The sequence below is a fragment of the Vibrio gazogenes genome, from assembly GCF_002196515.1.
Lineage (GTDB): Bacteria > Pseudomonadota > Gammaproteobacteria > Enterobacterales > Vibrionaceae > Vibrio > Vibrio gazogenes_A.
This window is the reverse complement of sequence record NZ_CP018836.1, coordinates 899865-916624: the sequence shown is the minus strand read 5'-3', so window position 1 is coordinate 916624 and position 16760 is coordinate 899865. Positions and strand designations below refer to the sequence as shown.

Annotated in this window: 17 protein-coding genes and 2 pseudogenes; 10 read left to right on the top strand and 9 right to left on the bottom strand. The window is 45.3% G+C overall.

The features are described from left to right. Positions 1-3: 3 nt before the first annotated feature. A complete protein-coding gene (locus BSQ33_RS19750) occupies positions 4-960 on the bottom strand; it encodes an AEC family transporter (protein ID WP_088135049.1) in 957 nt (318 codons plus the stop codon). Between the two features lie 285 nt (positions 961-1245). Here BSQ33_RS19750 and BSQ33_RS19745 point away from each other — a divergent pair, with 285 nt between their 5' ends. After that, complete coding sequence (locus tag BSQ33_RS19745) at positions 1246-2631, top strand: SLC13 family permease (RefSeq protein WP_088135048.1); 1386 nt, start codon at positions 1246-1248, stop codon at positions 2629-2631. A gap of 116 nt (positions 2632-2747) precedes the next feature. Here BSQ33_RS19745 and BSQ33_RS19740 read toward each other — a convergent pair whose 3' ends face one another. After that, positions 2748-3137: a nuclear transport factor 2 family protein gene (locus BSQ33_RS19740; RefSeq protein WP_088135047.1), complete on the bottom strand. Its 390-nt coding sequence runs from the start codon at positions 3135-3137 to the stop codon at positions 2748-2750. 117 nt (positions 3138-3254) lie between these two features. On the opposite strand from BSQ33_RS19740, the gene BSQ33_RS19735 reads away from it, so the two are divergent. Next, complete coding sequence (locus BSQ33_RS19735) at positions 3255-3986, top strand: AraC family transcriptional regulator (RefSeq protein ID WP_088135046.1); 732 nt, start codon at positions 3255-3257, stop codon at positions 3984-3986. Positions 3987-4059: 73 nt separating this feature from the next. Here the strand turns inward: BSQ33_RS19735 and BSQ33_RS19730 are convergent, their stop codons facing one another. After that, positions 4060-4722: a DNA-methyltransferase gene (locus BSQ33_RS19730; protein ID WP_198298202.1), complete on the bottom strand. Its 663-nt coding sequence runs from the start codon at positions 4720-4722 to the stop codon at positions 4060-4062. A 681-nt stretch (positions 4723-5403) separates the two neighbouring features. Continuing rightward, positions 5404-5769 carry an elongation factor Ts gene (locus BSQ33_RS19715; RefSeq protein WP_088135043.1) on the bottom strand — a complete coding sequence of 122 codons (366 nt, stop codon included), beginning with the start codon at positions 5767-5769 and terminating at the stop codon, positions 5404-5406. A gap of 75 nt (positions 5770-5844) precedes the next feature. Here BSQ33_RS19715 and BSQ33_RS21710 point away from each other — a divergent pair, with 75 nt between their 5' ends. Beyond that, a complete protein-coding gene (locus tag BSQ33_RS21710; RefSeq protein ID WP_157721457.1) occupies positions 5845-6084 on the top strand; it encodes a hypothetical protein in 240 nt (79 codons plus the stop codon). 40 nt (positions 6085-6124) lie between these two features. Here BSQ33_RS21710 and BSQ33_RS19705 read toward each other — a convergent pair whose 3' ends face one another. Beyond that, a complete protein-coding gene (locus BSQ33_RS19705; RefSeq protein WP_088135042.1) occupies positions 6125-6523 on the bottom strand; it encodes a hypothetical protein in 399 nt (132 codons plus the stop codon). Positions 6524-6825: 302 nt separating this feature from the next. Between BSQ33_RS19705 and BSQ33_RS19700 the strand changes: the two genes are divergently transcribed. Then, positions 6826-7716 carry a HEPN domain-containing protein gene (locus tag BSQ33_RS19700; protein ID WP_088135041.1) on the top strand — a complete coding sequence of 297 codons (891 nt, stop codon included), beginning with the start codon at positions 6826-6828 and terminating at the stop codon, positions 7714-7716. A gap of 38 nt (positions 7717-7754) precedes the next feature. Here BSQ33_RS19700 and BSQ33_RS19695 read toward each other — a convergent pair whose 3' ends face one another. Together BSQ33_RS19695 and BSQ33_RS19685 are read right to left on the bottom strand one after the other, a co-directional pair. Further along, a complete protein-coding gene (locus BSQ33_RS19695) occupies positions 7755-8159 on the bottom strand; it encodes a hypothetical protein (RefSeq protein WP_088135040.1) in 405 nt (134 codons plus the stop codon). An 845-nt stretch (positions 8160-9004) separates the two neighbouring features. Next, a pseudogene (locus tag BSQ33_RS19685) lies at positions 9005-9289 on the bottom strand (type VI secretion system PAAR protein); the annotation flags it as partial. Between the two features lie 414 nt (positions 9290-9703). Here BSQ33_RS19685 and BSQ33_RS19680 point away from each other — a divergent pair. Beyond that, positions 9704-10477 (top strand): AraC family transcriptional regulator, encoded by a 774-nt coding sequence (locus BSQ33_RS19680; RefSeq protein WP_088135039.1) that lies wholly within the window; start codon positions 9704-9706, stop codon positions 10475-10477. Positions 10478-10493: 16 nt separating this feature from the next. On the opposite strand, the gene leuA is transcribed toward BSQ33_RS19680, so the two are convergent. Then, positions 10494-12179, bottom strand: coding sequence for a 2-isopropylmalate synthase (gene leuA / locus BSQ33_RS19675; protein ID WP_088135038.1), 1686 nt, complete (start codon positions 12177-12179; stop codon positions 10494-10496). Between the two features lie 432 nt (positions 12180-12611). Between leuA and BSQ33_RS19670 the strand changes: the two genes are divergently transcribed. From BSQ33_RS19670 to BSQ33_RS22085, 4 genes and pseudogenes are all read left to right on the top strand, one after another. Then, positions 12612-13415, top strand: a complete 804-nt coding sequence (locus BSQ33_RS19670; RefSeq protein WP_157721456.1) for a GNAT family N-acetyltransferase — start codon at positions 12612-12614, stop codon at positions 13413-13415. 423 nt (positions 13416-13838) lie between these two features. Beyond that, on the top strand, positions 13839-14171 hold the full coding sequence (locus BSQ33_RS19660; protein ID WP_232471998.1) for a GFA family protein: 333 nt from the start codon (positions 13839-13841) through the stop codon (positions 14169-14171). A gap of 141 nt (positions 14172-14312) precedes the next feature. Continuing rightward, the gene (locus tag BSQ33_RS19655; protein ID WP_074374373.1) at positions 14313-14729 is read left to right on the top strand and encodes a VOC family protein; all 417 of its coding nucleotides are present in this window, start codon (positions 14313-14315) and stop codon (positions 14727-14729) included. A gap of 111 nt (positions 14730-14840) precedes the next feature. Beyond that, positions 14841-15008 (top strand): annotated as a pseudogene (locus tag BSQ33_RS22085) (GNAT family N-acetyltransferase); the annotation flags it as partial. 89 nt (positions 15009-15097) lie between these two features. Here BSQ33_RS22085 and BSQ33_RS19645 read toward each other — a convergent pair. Continuing rightward, positions 15098-15490: a hypothetical protein gene (locus tag BSQ33_RS19645; protein ID WP_088135034.1), complete on the bottom strand. Its 393-nt coding sequence runs from the start codon at positions 15488-15490 to the stop codon at positions 15098-15100. A gap of 188 nt (positions 15491-15678) precedes the next feature. Between BSQ33_RS19645 and BSQ33_RS19640 the strand changes: the two genes are divergently transcribed. Beyond that, positions 15679-16530: an AraC family transcriptional regulator gene (locus tag BSQ33_RS19640; RefSeq protein ID WP_088135033.1), complete on the top strand. Its 852-nt coding sequence runs from the start codon at positions 15679-15681 to the stop codon at positions 16528-16530. Positions 16531-16760 lie beyond the last annotated feature (230 nt).

Sequence of the window (16760 nt, the reverse complement as noted above, 5' to 3'; positions counted from 1 at the left end):
CGATTAGATCAGCGCCAGTGATGACAATACAAACACACCAAGCGTGGTGGTTAACAGCGACAATAACGTGGTCAGTACAATGATGTTGGCGGCCAGAGTCGCATTACCGCCCATTGCGCGTGCCATCACATAGCTGGCAGCAGCGGACGGTGCGGAACTGCATAAATAGATAATCCCTAGCTCTGCACCTTGGAACCCCCAGAGCCACGCACCGAAGGTGATCAGAATCGGGCAGGCGAGTAGTTTGAACGCGGTCGCTGACCAGGCAGGTGCTTTATCATGATTGAGTTGACGGATATCCAGCGAGCCACCACCGCAAATCAGTGCCAATGGTAGCGTCATGTTGGCGAAATATTGTCCGGCTGTGCTGGCAACATCCGGCAGGGTCAGATTGAGTTGAGAGAAGCCGAGCCCCAATAATATCGAGATGATCAGCGGGTTCTTGGTCAGGGTTTTGCCCACCATCACCAGAACCTTCATCCCTGACTGGCTGCCTTTTGGGGTGAGCGTGATAACCGCCTGCACGTTAAAGAGCAGCGTGATCGCTGCCACATACAGTGCGGCCTGTGCCAAACCGTCAGATCCGTATGCATTGGCAATCAAAGCCAGCCCGATAATGCCGCTGTTGCCGCGAAAAGCGCCTTGAATAATCACCCCTTGATCGGCCTCGCGCTTGAAATAATATTTGACCACCAGTGTGATCAACAGGAAAAAAGCAAAGTTAGAGATGACGCCATAGAGAACCAATGAGCCACCGCTGGTCACATCATGCGGGGAATTGACAATACTCAGAAAGAGTAGCGTCGGGAGCGTGGCTTTAAATACAAGGCGCGATGCGATTTCAATAAAATGGTCATCGATAAGCTGGCTGCGACGAAAGTAAATCCCTAAAAAGAGCATCAGACAGATCGGGCCGGTAACCGACAGTGAAAATTGCAGTTGTTGTAGTAGTAAATCCATAACGTTCCTGATTGGTATGCAAAGCGATGATTGATTCATCTCTGCATCATGATCACTAAAGTACTAACCAATGAATCAAATTATTATCATTTTTACGGGGATAACTGCTTTTATTGACTCGCGTAACAGAACCAAGGTATGTCTTATGTCATTAATTGTTTATGTTGCTTATTGCGCAATTGATTCAATAATAAACTCACAACCGCTTGTCATGGATGGTCATCTCACTGATCTTTTCCGTCCGGATTGTTGAGGTTCAACATAGCCCAAATAAAAGGAAGTCTAATGAATAAAAACGATAATGTCCCTCTCCCCGTAAACACCCGAGAATGGTTTCTAAACCGTAATAGTATCATTATCTTGGCCGATATCGTGCTGTTTCTGTTGCTTTATTTTAACTTACCGTTTCAACCTGATGTGGTGTTGGGGATTAGCCTGCTGGCCTTCATCGCTGTGCTGTGGTTAACCGAAGCGCTCCATGTGACGGTGACTGCTGTTCTGGTGCCGGTGCTCTCGGTATTGTTCGGTGTTTTTGATACCACCACCGCGCTGAGCTACTTTTCCAACCCGATTATTTATCTGTTTCTGGGGGGCTTTGCGTTAGCCGCAGCCATGCACCAGCAAGGGTTGGATAAAGTGGTTGCCGATAAGGTGCTCTTGATGGCGAAAGGCAGAATGAGTGTTGCGGTTTTCATGCTGTTTATCGTCACTGCGGTCATCTCGATGTGGATTAGTAATACCGCGACAACTGCGATGATGTTGCCATTGGTGCTGGGTATCCTGAGTAAAGTCGATGCAGACAAAGGCCACAAGACTTATGTATTCGTCTTATTAGGGATTGCATATAGTGCCAGTATCGGCGGGATTGCGACTGTCGTCGGTAGCCCACCGAATGCGATAGCCGCCGCCCAAGTCGGGTTAACCTTTACCGACTGGATGAAATTTGGCTTACCAACGACAGTGGTGATGCTGCCGGTAATGATTGGGATTCTCTATCTGTTGCTTAAGCCTGATTTGTCCGGTCATTTTGAACTGAACCATGAACCGGTGAATTGGGATAAAGGCAAGGTTGTGACGCTCGGTATTTTTGCGCTGGTGGTGTTTTTCTGGATATTCAGTAAACCAATCAACGCCATGCTGGGCGGATTCAAATCATTTGATACCATCATCGCACTTAGTGCGATTATTCTGGTGAGTTTCGCCCGGGTGGTACACTGGAAAGAAATTGAAAAAACCGCAGACTGGGGGGTGTTATTGCTGTTCGGTGGCGGTATTTGCCTCAGTAATGTCCTCAAGCAGACCGGAACCAGTGTCTTCATTGCCCATGAATTGAGTAGCATGATTTCAACGCTCGGGATCCTCTGGATCGTGGTCATCATCGCGACATTTGTGGTCTTTCTGACGGAGTTTGCCAGTAATACCGCCAGTGCAGCGTTATTGATTCCGGTCTTTGCCAGTGTCGCTGAAGCGTTTGGTATTTCACCCGTATTGCTCTCGGTATTAATCGCGGTCGCTGCATCCTGTGCATTCATGCTACCGGTTGCCACACCACCCAACGCCATTGTGTTTGCCTCAGGTCATATCAAGCAGTCGGAGATGATGCGGGCCGGTATTTATTTGAATATTGCCTGTATTATTCTGCTCACCCTGATCGCGGTGTACTTCTGGTAGGGCAGCGTAAAAACGCTGGGTGATCCCCACAGAACCCTGATCATGTTAATGGGTGCAGGAGATAAAAGAGAAGGGAGCGAAATGGCTCCCTTTTCATTTATTTGACTGACGACGAATCAATGTCTGCAACTTAAGTCCTGATCACTCTCGGCACCTTTGAGCATGCGGGTTAATTCCTCGCAGCGAATGATCTGACCACCAGTGACGGTAAAGTGTGCCATCACGTCAAATGACACCGTCGTACCATCCACTTTTTCAGCACTCACCTGATGGTGAGTCAAAACCGTATCGCCTTCTGAAGCGGCAGCAATCAGAGTGAGAGCGATATGCTGCGCTTCTTGTTTGAGTAATGCCATATGGTGAAGAAAGTGGTTGAAATCCAGATGTTGGCCATTCACAACCTGATGATAATTCGGAGAAAAATATTTTCTAATGACGCTTTCTTCATGTGTTGGGCTCGTGATGACCTCTGCTAAAGCATGAACAACAAATTGACAAATGTGCATCGATATTGACCTCTGTGCTGGTTGGTCAAGACACTATACATGCATCGTTATTTGTATGATTATCGTTACTTTGCCATATTATACGGCTAACCGGTCATTGTGTGGGGATCAAAAGAGATGGATGTAAAAACGCTCAATCATGTGCAAATGCATGAGACACCTTGGCATGCGCACCAAGCCGGTCAGCTCTATTGGTTACAACGCGGTATTATTATCATTGAAACCAGCTTTGCCCAATGGCCGATAACGCCCGGTTCCGTGGGGTGGATCCCCGAAAATTGTGCCCACAAGGCAAAGATATTAGCCTCGGTGCAAGGGTATATGCTGTATTTGGATAATGCTGATGGGGTTGCATTTCCCCAATCTCCGGGAATTTACGGGGTGAACGCTTTTCTGAGTGCTCTGATGCAAAGGGCCACTTGCTTAAATGATAGTGATGATTATTCACCGAGTTATATTTCGCATTTGGTGGCATTACTCGGTCATGAAATCACGATGCTGAATATGCTGCCGATTGGCTTGCCATTACCGTCAGACCGGCGTGCCCGTCATATCGCTGATGAACTGCTTCATTGCCCTGCCACCGATTTAACGCAAACACAATTGGCAACTCGGGCGGGAATGAGTGTCCGTACGCTGAGCCGTATCTTTACGCAACAAACAGGGCTTACCTTTAGCCAATGGCGTCAACAGTCCAAGATTGTCATCTCGTTGAAGTGGCTGCTGGCGGGTTTACCGATCAGCGATGTTGCCGAGCGGAGCGGCTATCACAACGTCAGCGCCTATATTGAGGTGTTCCGTCAGCGTTTCGGTGAAACACCGGGGAAATTTCAGGCGAAGTTGGATTAGGCGGAAGAACTAATTTTTTAAGTGGAGCCTAAAAGATAATAAATATAATTCTGCCATTCTATCTAGTCAGCCTTTAGGTCTCAAAGTCAGTACGTTGGCGAAGATGTCCATGAGCTGAGGGAGAAAGATCATTCCCTTTAAATTGTCTTTTCAAATTTTTAGCCGCAACTAAGGTTGAACCTGAACCAAAAAATGGGTCAACTACCATTTCTCCTTCTCGACTACTCTGAGCTATGAGAACTTCAAGAAGGTCTACTGGTTTTTCAGTTGGATATCCTCTATATACCCGCTTATGGGTTAATATATCGGGTACTCCTAAATCATTGAGTTTTCTCTTACCCTTTTCAAAAAATAATATGTACTCATGTCGAGCGCGGTAATGATAGCCCATACCAATACTAACCTTGTCCCAGATGATCGGTTTCCAAAATTTGAATCCGACTTTTTCCGCAATCGGCTTAATGGCAAACATAGTTTCTTGGTCACAGAAAAGGTAAAAATGAGAGTGGTTTTTAAGCACACGATAGATCTCACTAAGTAACTCTTCAAACCTATCGTTAGGGAATATCTCAAACCATTGGTTGCTTGACGACTTACTAACCTTAAGTCGAGTTGTTGTACCAATTTTTCGGTGTTTTTCTAAAGATTCATAAGGGGGATCGGTTATTAATAGATCAACGCTCGCTGTATCGAGCGTTGACAACCATTTAACTGCATCATTTTGGAATAAATTCATCAGATTTCTATACAAGACTACTGCACGTTTTACCATTCATATAGGTTTCAGATTGCATACCCCTATCTAGTCGACGACAATCTATACAGTAGCTTTGGTATCCTTCAGGGTTTCGGGCGGTCACTCTAGCAGGTGTTTTACCAAAGGACGATGGATATGGATGGAAAACGTGCTCCACGCCATTTGCATCAGAACAATGAGGACAGGACTTAAAATTTTGGCCTGTATGGGGATCTTTCTTATGTATCATCCCTATGTTCAAACTTTTATTACAACAACTGCACGTCATGTAAATTTCCTCTTTAGTATCATTAAATTATTATGATACCAGATGCTTATAAAGAAAACAGTGAGGAAAGCAACAAAGATCGTTTTAGCTAGATTGTCTTGATAACTATCTAGTCCCTACAGATTAACATTCGCTTTGTTTCTTCAATAGATATTAAACCCCAATCTAACCTCTCGTTCATAACGATTAACCGAGTATCAGGTAATACGTTCATTACTTCATCTATAGCCAACTTAAGAGAGCTGAAATCGAGACTCATAGCTCTGAGATCTGTTCTCTCCTTGCCCACAACATCATACCAATGTCCTTTGTACATTCTATGTTCCCGTTAATTAACAAAAGCTATAAATAAAGTGCTAAATCATATTATCCAGATAAAACATATCCGTTTTTTAAAGACTATGCTCATCATCCAACCAACTGGATATGTCTGTTAACTCTGCAAGCGAGTTATCACTTAAGCATCGATGGTTAATATATTTTGGAAGCACTACATCTAGCCTTAATGCAATAAAATCTGGGTGCTCAGAAATTACTTTTACATATTGTTCAAGCCTACTTTCTGGAGTAGATTCTCTTTGTAACTGCTTCTTGATAATCTCACGAAATTTGCGTTTTTCTTCGGGAGGAATGTTGTCCATATCTTCATACTCAGGACATTGAAGCTCCTCATACAGTATGTCCGCGAGTTGCTTATGACTCCAACCTAACGCATCCAACATGGTTCGAATTTGTTTCTGTTTTTGAGCTGTCCCCATTTGTCCCTACCTTATTAGTTACTATGCGATGGTCTCAGCGGAGACAAGCATTCAATTAACGAAAAGGAAAATATTATGTCTAAAAACAAAGCACCAATGACCCCAGAAGCCGCTGCTCGTATTCAAGCGAATCAAGCAAAACAAAATGGTGGACAAATAGATAAGGATTCATTCGCTGCTCGCGCCCAACGTGCTGCTGCTAATAACCAAAAGCCAGATTCAAAAGCGCAAAACATGACCAAAGAAAATCCTAACTATCCAAGTAAAACTGGCAATCCGTCAGGTAAAGGTCGTGGTAACACACCCAAACGCTAGTCATAATGAGAGGCAGCAATCGCTGCCTCTCATTATGTATCTATGAGCAATCTTTGGCGTTTAACCTAAAGTTACTCAAGAATAGCTTTTGATCCGATTTATAATCGGAGTACAAAACGGATTTTTCTGTTTCGGCAAGCGCACATAAACATCGTTCTCGCTTACTTTCATACCATCTTACTGACACCATATTTTTTGACGAGTTAATACAGGTATCGACAATGGCATATTCCACTTCTAATGGATAACGTTCTTTATCTAAAGCTGTGTTTACCTTGTATCCACCAACAGCACCAAGGAGCAAAGCGGTACTCGCTGACACAAGTTTGCGCTTGCTAAATTTGAAGCCTTTAAAATTCTTTTCACACTTTTTACAAGTAATGTTTTCGGCAAACTCGATGTTATTGTCAGTGTGACAATGAGGACATTCAATTTTCATGGAACCTAGGTAGCCTACTGTTCAGTCTTTTGATATGCGTTTTATTATTATTTATTACGTGATGAATGACCACCCTTTTGCATATGCGCTAATTCACGTTTTTATTTCTGAGGGTGTTTGTCGCTCTCGGTTGTATTGTTATTTTTTGACCCATTCCCCAACTCGCCACCATCAACCATATTTTGTCCTGACTCGCAGATTTAAATCGTTACTCCGGTTAACACCGGACAAAGGCATAGACATTTGTCCGGCACCTCGCCACACTAGGGGCATTATCGGCTAACTGGTTAAAATCATTCAATATGAGGACTGCTCTCGACCACCTTCCTGAACGAAAACAGCACGAGCTGGGGCTGATTTCGACCATTCTGCGCGATACGTTGGATGATTTCATCGCCAACAAGCAGGGGAGTAAGTCTGAGTTCAAGATCCTGAAAATCATTCTGTTCGGTAGCCATGCCAAAGGCGGTTGGGTGAGTGATATTCCGAATGGTTATGTCAGCGACTATGACATCTTGGTGATTGTGAATCAGCCCGCACTGGTGGAAGAAGATTTAATCTGGCGTCGGGCAGAAGAACAGATCGACCGTAAAGTGAAAAGTGCGCCGTTAGGTTTGATTGTTCACACTTGGCAGGAAGTCAATGAACAACTGCGGCAAGGTCACTACTTTTTTAAGGATATCCGTCAGGAAGGGATAGAAATCTTTGCCGCGATACCAAGAGCGCTGGCCGAGCCGGGTAATTTGAGTGAAACAGAAATGCATCAAATTGCGCAAAAGCATTATGATTATTGGTTTGAAAGTGCACAGCAGTTTTTCCATTTCTTTAGTCAGGCCTTATCTGATAAGAAATGGCTCAGTAACGCAGCTTTCCAGCTCCACCAATCTGTCGAACGCTTGTTTGCCTGTACCTTACTGGTGCTGACCAACTATCTGCCGAAAACGCATAATATTGAAAAGCTGAAAAAATACTGTGCCGGTCAGGATCTCGCGTTTGCCGACATTTTCCCGATGGACGATAAATTCCACCGCCGCAGTTTCCGCCGTCTGCAACGCGCCTATATCGATGCGCGTTATTCAATGCATTATGAAATCACCTTAGAAGAGCTGACCTATTTACAAAGTGAAGTGGAGAAACTACAAGCACTGGTGGAACGGCTGTGTCAGGCGCGGCTGGGGAATGATGCCAATTGAGATGGTGCTTGAGTTGAACATTGTCGATCACCACTCAATTAGAACTTTTCACACTGCTGAATGTTTTTTACATAATCCCTGAGTAAGTTCTTTTTGTAACCCGATTTTTTCGGGCATTCAATCAATCCTTGTGGCGTTATAATTTTTTGATATATCTGAAAATTAAGGAAAGCGGATAAACAGCCAGCTAACAGGGGGATTGCACAAAGCATTTTAATATTAATCTCCCGTTTATAAATGAGTCGGAAACATGTATTGAGTGGCGCTAACATGAGTAGTCCTGCACTTCCCCCGAATATAAAAGCCATGAAAGTAAATGGATCTGCTGACACTATCTCTGATTCACTGGTAAAAAATGGCTGTAAATAAAAATGGAAAAAAATGCCGCTTCCTAGCACGAAGAAGAAAATAGACATTACTATCAATAGAATCCATTTAGTCACTCAGAGTTCTCCAATACTTTATTGACAAGTTTCTTCTCAAAATCAGTCCACTTGTCGGCAACCCAAACAGTCGCACTAGAAATAACAAGTAACGTTAGTCGACCAACGACTGTTGCTGCAAACGCAGGGAAAGTCATCCCAAGGCCAAGAGCCAGTCCTGCAACAGCGATTGCATGAACAAATAATTTTGCTTCATCCACACCAAGCTTTCTCAATGTATATTCATCGTTCACGATAACCTGAAGAACATTGATGGCTGAGCCGACAAGAATTTCCATAGGGGCACTGACTTTGACGTATCGTACCATGCCTTTTGTTGAATCCAATGCGCCAAGACCGAGTTTAACCACTCTTTCATGGTTGGCTTTAAATACACCGCCGTGCAGCAAAGTCTGTTGCCATTTGTCATAGTTTTTTAGGATCAAATACTCGACACCATTAATTTCTTTGATAAAGGCCACGGCACCTAAACCACCTAATGCCTTGGCGGTTTCTCGGGCGTTGTATAATCCCGTGGCCGTCTCTTTGATTGTTTTTGCTGCATCCAGACTGTCAAAAAAGGTTTGCCATTCATCGGGAGCAAGTACCGCGAATTGAATCGTCTCCTGCTCGTAGACAATTTCTACTGTTTGCGATAATCCATAATCCGGCCAGTACATATTCTTTGGATTGATTTTGATTGTACGCGTGTAGCAGCCTCCCTGAACTACGTTTGAAGCCAAACTGGGATCGGATTGACCGGATGAATGCTGTGCAGTGTTGTGAGATGGCGATTGATGGGTGCGACTCTCAATTTTTGCCAACGGTTTTACAGATATGCTGGATGCATCCCCGCCAGGGCGATTGCCGATATTGACCGTACCACCGCTGACATTCACCACTCCGCCACAATTGACCGAGCATCCAGACATCGCGGCTGGCTTCCCATCAATCATCACCGTCGATGAGCCGGAAGCAATTGTTCTTGCATGGGGTGGATGTTTCGGTTTGTCGTGAGGTGCCAACGGATCGCCAACACGCGCTGCTGGGATACCATCAAATTTCACTGTGGGTGAGCCTGATGTGATAGGTGTTGGCGGAAACCCATCGTGATCGCTGCCCATATCACCAACTTTTGCACCTTTTGCCATTTCGATTCTCCCGTCATTTCATCCTTTATTTCACCATCGCAGCTTTCACCGTCCACGGAAATGAAGCTGGGCCTGTTGTCGAACCGGGCATTGATACATCTCCAAAATTCCCCTTCTTTTCCACAGGCATCGTGTTACAATTTTCCGCATTCATATGAATTTAAATAAACATCTCAAATGAAAATTTTATCTGCAATTGTTCATCAATCACAGTCTTAAAGGTGGGTGATTTGCGGTTATGCGATATGTTGCTTGAAAATAGATATGGTTATTAACGGAATGTTCATTGAGGCACTGACTTTGACGTATCGCATCATGCTTTTTGTTGCGTCCAATGCACACGGCCGAGTTTGACAACCCTTTCGTGATCGGCTTTAAATACTGCGAGACAGGGCTGGATGAGTGTGATGATGGATGAAATTTTGTGACGAAGCGTTAGGGCCGCCAATTATTGCCTATGCACACAATTATGTGCACGGGGATGTTGAAGCGCCTCATCAGCATCAGTGTGCCCAGTTTTTACATGCACTCAATGGTGTGATTCGCGTGGATACGCAAACGGGATCATGGGTGGTGACCGCCAATAAGGGATTGTGGATCCCGGCGGGTGTTTCCCATAGCCTCAGAATTACCGGTGAGGTTCGTGTTCGCACGCTGTTTGTCGATCCGATGGCAAGAGCGGATCTGCCGAATACTTGTGTGTTATCAACGGTCTCCCCGTTGTTGACCTGTTTAATTGTGGAGGCGGTTTCTCTGCCCGATATTCGTATGGCAGGAACAAGAGAAGAGCGCATCTTTGAATTGATTCTGGACGAGTTACGCCGGTTGGATCCGATTGATTTTTATCTTCCTCATCCGAGTTCTGAAGCGTTGGTGATGCTTTGCCGTAACATATCCGAGCGTTTCTCTCATCCGTGGACCGCTTCAGATGCGGCTAAATCGCTCGGCCAAAGCGAGCGGACGGTATCACGCCGATTTCAGCAAGAACTGGGGTTAACTTTTACCGAGTGGTTACGTCAGAAGCGATTACTCCATGCGCTGGAACTGTTAGCCAGCGGCTGTAGTGTGCTAGATACGGCATTAGCAATTGGTTATGACAGTCCGAGTGCATTTAGCGCGATGTTTAAAAGCCGCACCGGGCTGTCTCCGAGTGAATATTGTCCGCCGGTAATGCCATTGGCTCGCTAATGCATCATCGATAGTTTTATCGATGGACATCGTGAGCTGGCAAAAGTTGCGCATAGGCATTTAGTAATGCCTGTAACGACGCTTTGGTGGCATCCTCTTCAATCGCGACCCCAAAAATACTGACATTAGACATCGCGGACTGAAGCTGAACATAACTGGCCGCTTTACTGTGGGTTTGCGTGCCCAGTGTGTGCTCGTGGTAATCCACCACATTGGCTTGGCAATCAAACAGCTGCATTAATCCGGTTAACAAGGCCGACATCAGCCCGATACCACTACCGACACAGACGATTACTTGGTCGCGGTAACGAATCTGCGCCTCAATCTTTTGTCCGTCCGCTGTCGGTTGGCTGTGATAGTGCTGCAAGCTCATCAAAGGCTGACTGACTAACCCATATGAGGTTCTGAACAGTTGCCATAGCTGTGCAATATTCATTTCACTGCCGGTCCTGTCAGTATGATTTTTCACTCTCTTGCTTAAATCAACCTGAAGCATCTTCGGTAGCACCAAGCCGTGATTTTCTTGCAATAGCCATGCGGCACCACTCTTACCTGACTGACTATTGACTCGAATGACTTCTTCATAATTGCACCCCAGATCCATCGGGTCGATAGGTAAGTAAGGGATATTCCAGTGGCCGTGTGGCTGTGCATGATAGCGGGCGAATCCTTTTTTGATCGCATCCTGGTGTGATCCGGAAAACGCAGTAAACACCAGCCTGCCCGCATACGGGTGACGCGGGTGCACCGGCAGTTCATTACACTCTTCAACCAGTTCAACCGTCTTTTGCATATCGGCAAAGCGTAATTGCGGGTCGATCCCCTGTGAATAGAGGTTTAAGGCCAGCGTGACCAAATCAACATTTCCGGTGCGTTCGCCATTGCCGAACAAACAGCCTTCAACCCGCGTCGCACCGGCAAGCATCGCCAGTTCAGCGCTGGCAACACCCGTGCCCCGATCATTATGCGGATGCACACTGATGGTGACATGCGCCAATGAATGCAAGTTATGGATGAAGTGTTCGATTTGATCGGCAAACACATTCGGGGTGTTACGCTCAACAGTCGTTGGCAGGTTAATAATCAGAGGGCGAGCCTCACAAGGCTGCCATACTTCGGCGACGGCCTGACAGATTTCAAGGGCAAATTCCGGCTCGGTAAAGTTAAAGGTTTCCGGTGAATACTCCAGTGTCCATTGTGTTTCAGGATGCTGTTCACATAATGCTTTGATCTGCTGCACGCCTTTGACCGCAAGCGCTAATGTCGCTTGTCTGTCTTGATTGAACACGATTTCTCTGAAAGCCGGTGCGGTGGCATTGTATAAGTGAACAATGGCTTTGGTAGCGCCGAGCAGTGACTCAATGGTTCTTTCAATTAAGTCCGGTCTGGATTGGGTAATCACCTGAATGGTGACATCATCAGGAATCAATGCGTTTTCGATCAGTTGGCGGACAAAGTCAAAATCTGTTTGTGATGCAGACGGAAATGCTACTTCAATCTCCTTAAATCCACATGTCACCAGATGATGGAAAAACTTCAATTTTTTATCGATGTTCATTGGGTTGGCTAACGATTGGTTGCCGTCTCTTAAATCGGTCGAGCACCAGCGGGGGGCTTGTTCTAACTGTTTTGACGGCCAAGTTCTTTGCGGAAAACGAATGACCGGTGCGGGTACATATTTGTCTGATGGTGTGGCTAGCATGTTGAATCTGTCCATAGGTTAGGAAAGGGAACATTCATGCTAGAAGGGTTTGTGAATCATATCTGAACAGAAGTTGACAGGAATCGTCGGGTTTTGGACATTGTTTGGCTGAATCATTGATTTTCTCTGCCGAGAAAAGAAGAGAATTCTATCCTGAACAGATCGTTCAAGTTCACTGATAAAAGAACGAGCGCCAGATTCGATAGCACAGTGCTGTAATGTCTACCCCCATCTCATATTTTATGCATCATTTTGTTTTTATTTTCAGCAAGATAGACAACAATGTTCTAATATCATAAGTTGTGTTATACAGCACAATGCTGGGATGTTATACGGCGGGATGCTGTCTAATCACTGTTAGCTGGCAGGAGCGACAAGCGGCAATCGTTAAATGAAATGGTAGTACTGTTTAGATTAACTTGGAGAGAAAGTATGTATTCTATTAAAGATTTTGAACCTCAGCGTTTATCCAAGTTGATCGATAAAAATCAACTCTCTTATGATTTATTTCTGGCCCAGTCAGGTGTTATTACACTAGAAAACAATGAGCAATTCATCCGGATTGAAAGTACCCACCCTATCCCAATTTTTAATGGGGTTTTGGAAACCACAATTAACCCAAATGACCCAGATACACTTATTCGTGACATGCTGGACAGTTTAGAGTCGAGAAAGGATGGCTTCTGTTGGAAAGTGTGGTCCTCAAGTTGTCCAAAAAACTTAGGGGAAATACTTGTATCTCAGGGGCTAAAGGTTTCTTCTGAAAATCCGGGGATGGCAGCCGATCTTGCGTGTCATGAATTTCCTCCACAATCATTAGAAAAATTAACTGTAAAACAAGTGAGTACTGAGGAAGGTTTAGAAGATTGGGTCATTACTTTGTTTGAAGGTTTTCAATTAAGCCATGAACTTAGGCCAATCTATAAAAAAATTCTAATGGATGCAGGTTTTAAAAATCCTGTGAAAAGTTATTTAGGTTTATATGATGGTCAGCCTGTTGCTACTGCTAGTTGTTTTTATAGCGACGGGGTCGTTGGTGTTTATTGGGTCTCAACAATACCGAGCTTTAGGGGAAAAGGTATTGGTCGAAATATGATGAATGTTATCTTAAAAGATGCTTTTAATGACGGGTATAAGGTTGCGATTCTCCAGTCCTCGAATAAAGGGTTCGGGATGTACAAGAAGATAGGATTTTCCCAATACTGTACAAATATCCGTTATGAATGGAAAAGATAGCAACACATTACTTTGAGTTTAAATGCAACAATGCCAATGCATTCAATGCTAATTCGGCATAGCCAGCTAACAAGGCAATCAAGGTGATGCGTTACACTCGTCAGTTTTGGTTTAAAGTTCGGTGCGCTTGGCTGGTTCAACGGGGCACACCTTATTGCGGGCGTTATTTTCGCTCATTATCCGAAGCCAGGCCATGTTCTCGGCTTGACGGTCGGTATGGTGCTGGGTGTTTTTTACGTAAGTAAGCATACAAAAAGCGCAAGCAAGGACGTTGAATGCGGCAGCGCTTAGCTTGGCGTTATGCGTACTCATTGACAAGGAATCATTCAATTGAAAGGAAACTGTTTATGTGGAGAGGTCTCGTTTGAGTTGTCAGGCGAATTACCACCCATTTATCAATGTCATTGTTCGTTGTGTCGCAAAGTGTCGGGTTCTTCATCAAACTCAGCTTTGATAGTTAAGGTATCCAATTTTAATTGGTGTAGCGGCGAGCATCAAATCAGGTCGTTCTCTACTCACTCGGGTTTTAAATCTGATTTTTGTTGTCAGTGTGGTAGTCCGGTACCCAATATCAGCTCGAATGGTGATTCATACTGGGTGCCTGCTGGTTTGCTGTCCGAGCCGGTGGATACAAAAGTTGTCGCTCATGTCTATGTTGGATCTCATGCAAACTGGGATGTGGGGTTCATAAACGATGGTCTTCCGCAATTTGAAACGATGCCAAGTGAAAGGGATTGGTTAGCGTTACGTCGGTGACGTGATCATCACAAATCAAAGCAATTGATACAGTTAAGCTTCGCGGTTGCCTTTTCGTGTTTTTCAACCGCTTGGTCCCAGCGCAATGCGCAATTGATTGGGGTATCATACTACCGGTCAAAATCTTTAATAAGGAATACGATGAAACAGAACATTGTTCATATTGCTTTGGTTGTAAAAGACTATGATGAAGCAATTGATTTTTACGTAAACAAACTCAAATTTGAACTGATTGAAGATACTTATCAACCTGCACAAGACAAACGCTGGGTGGTTGTCGCGCCACCAAACTCTCATGGTGTCACATTGTTACTTGCCAAAGCCTCGAAGCCAGAACAGCATGATTTCATTGGTAATCAAGCCGGTGGTCGAGTATTCCTGTTTCTAAATACTGATGATTTCTGGCGTGACTTTGAGCGCATGAAATCGATTGGTATTCACTTCGTCCGAGAGCCAACTGAACAAGACTATGGCACGGTAGCCGTGTTTGAAGATTTGTATGGAAACTTGTGGGACCTTCTTCAATTAAACCCAGACCACCCAATGGCGAAAAGGTAGCATGACAAGCGTATACGCAAGGAGAGTCACGTGGTAAAAATTCGTGAAATGGAAATCGCGGACTATGACGAAGTGATAGTCCTTTGGTGGGCGAAGCTCGGTCGTGAGTGAGTTGACCAAGCAGTCCGTTCGCTAGCTAAAATTGGTGTCCCAAAAACTCACTTATTTGTGTATAACGACAATGTGAATGCCCAACAATTTTATGAAAGGCTAGGCTGGTTTGCTCGGGACGAAGTTCGAATGTACTCATTCAACAGTTCGGGCAATCGCAACGTCTAGCACACGGAGTATGATAAACGACGATGCTGTCAAGGATGACTTTGTATCCAATTTCAGAGGCTTCGGTGCTCTGTGCACCAGTTCATCTTTCAGGTCTCGTCTGCTAAGAACTTCTGAGCCAGCGCCAGTGCTTCGTCTTTGGTCGCAACCATGACCATGGGATAACCCCAGAACTTCTCATATACTGAGGCGAACGCTTTCGTTGCCATTCGCTTGGCGATATTCGGCTCGATGTAGATCGCTGCTTTCACGAAGGCTTTCAATTCGCTCTTATGATTTTTCATCCAACGCGATGTTTGTTTCATTTCATCCGGCGCATGTTCGTGATCGCCTTTATCAAGCCCCTCGTCGTTGAGCAACACAAAGACGGTCTTGCGGGCGAGCAATGCCTCGAACTCGGCAAAAGGCGAGGCGTCGGGATCGGTGCCCGGCGCGTTGAATCGCGTCCAGACCAGAGGAAACTGCGCGGTATCAATCTGCATACCAATACTCCTTCAGAACATCATAAAAACTGCTGGTGGTCAGCTCCGAGCGAGCAGAACGGGCAGCATCGTTGATCCTAAGATACCTGTAGGATAGCTGGACGTCATTGCATTATTTCGCCATAATATTTTTCAATTCGGCCAAAATATTTCACCTTCTCATCGTCGAACGAGGTTCAGAACTGACAATGTCTAACATTACAATCACCGACCTGAGCACTGCCCGAGACGTTGATAACGTTCCCCGGCCTGTGGTTGCTCTGAGTGCCACATCGGTCACAAAGGACTGGGAACAGGCCCGTCATCAGCATCACAAGGCGCAACTGATTTACTCCGTTCGCGGTATTCTCAACTGTGAAGTCGAAGACGGTGTCTGGATTGTGCCGCCGCAGTGCGCGGTATGGATACCGGGAAACTTACCCCACTCATCCCGGGGAGCAGGTGAAACGGAATGTTATTGCCTGTTCGTCGAGCCTGATGCCGCGCCGGATCTGCCAAAAACCTGCTGCACGATTTCAGTATCACCGCTGCTACGTGAATTGCTGCTCAAGGTGGCTGGCTTTCCCAAATTGTATGAACTCGGGAGTCGGGAAGATCGGCTGATCGCCACTTTACTGGATGAGCTGGCGGCAGCGCCGGTAGAAAACCTTCATCTGCCGATGCCGCACGATCCGCGATTGCGTCATCTCGCGGAGATGCTGTTGGCCGATCCCACAGACAAAACATTGAAGGGAGATTGGGCTACCCGCATCGGCATGAGCGAACGCAATATGAGTCGGCTGTTGCTGAATGAAATCGGCATGAGTTTCGGACGCTGGCGTCGGCAATTGCATGTGATCCTTGCACTCCAGCGCCTGACCAAAGGCGAAAGCGTGCAGACCGTGGCGTTGGAATTGGGTTACGAAAATGCCAGTGGTTTCGTGACCATGTTCCGCAAGGCAGTCGGCAAGCCCCCAGCGCGATACATCTCGGAACGAATGACCGACGGAAAGACGACGGCTGTGCCAGCTATCATGCTTTCCGAACATGGTTTAAGCTGATTTGGTTGTGTATCAGAATCGTTCCATTCCTTCGCTGCAGTCGCTGTGACCGTCATTTCTATACAGCGCTCTGCGTGAAAGGGATTCCACATTGCAAAATCAAGTCAATTCATTTTGCAATCCAGCCAATAAAGAGTGAGGCAAATGCATTTGGCCTAAATGAATAACAATCCGGCCTAATTTCGCCATTACACCCATGCAATTTTATTATTAAATAAAATACCTAATTG